Origin of the sequence: Nocardioides sp., assembly GCF_004803405.1 — a bacterium.
GTDB lineage: Bacteria > Actinomycetota > Actinomycetes > Propionibacteriales > Nocardioidaceae > Nocardioides > Nocardioides vastitatis.
The window spans coordinates 1-600 of the sequence record NZ_SSXI01000207.1; the positions used below are offsets into that span (position 1 = coordinate 1).

Annotated in this window: 1 rRNA gene; it reads left to right on the plus strand. The window is 59.8% G+C overall.

Going from position 1 to position 600, the window contains the following annotated elements:
* Positions 1–600: ribosomal RNA gene (locus E7Z54_RS14315) — 23S ribosomal RNA — on the plus strand; the annotation flags it as partial.

Genomic DNA, 600 nt, shown 5'->3' on the forward strand with positions numbered 1-600 from the left:
GCTCACTGGTCTAGTGATTCCGCGCCGACAATGTAGCGGGGCTCAAGCGTACCGCCGAAGTCGTGTCATTGCAGCATGAGGGCCAACGCCCGCTGTGATGGGTAGGGGAGCGTCGTCTGCCGGGTGAAGCCGCCGCGGAAGCGAGTGGTGGACGGTTGACGAGTGAGAATGCAGGCATGAGTAGCGATTCACACGTGGGAAACGTGTGCGCCGATTGACTAAGGGTTCCTGGGTCAAGCTGATCTGCCCAGGGTAAGTCGGGACCTAAGGCGAGGCCGACAGGCGTAGTCGATGGATAACCGGTTGATATTCCGGTACCCGCTGTGAAGCGTCAAACATTGAATCAGGCGATGCTAAGTCCGTGAAGCCGCCCCGGAGCCTTCGGGCAAGGGGGAGTGGTGGAGCCGACGGACCAGACTTGTAGTAGGTGAGTGATGGGGTGACGCAGGAAGGTAGTCCAGCCCGGGCGGTGGTTGTCCCGGGGTAAGGGTGTAGCCCGTACGGTAGGTAAATCCGCCGTGCTTGTGGGTGAGACCTGATGCCGAGCCGATTGTGGTGAAGTGGATGATCCTATGCTGTCGAGAAAAGCCTCTAGCGAGT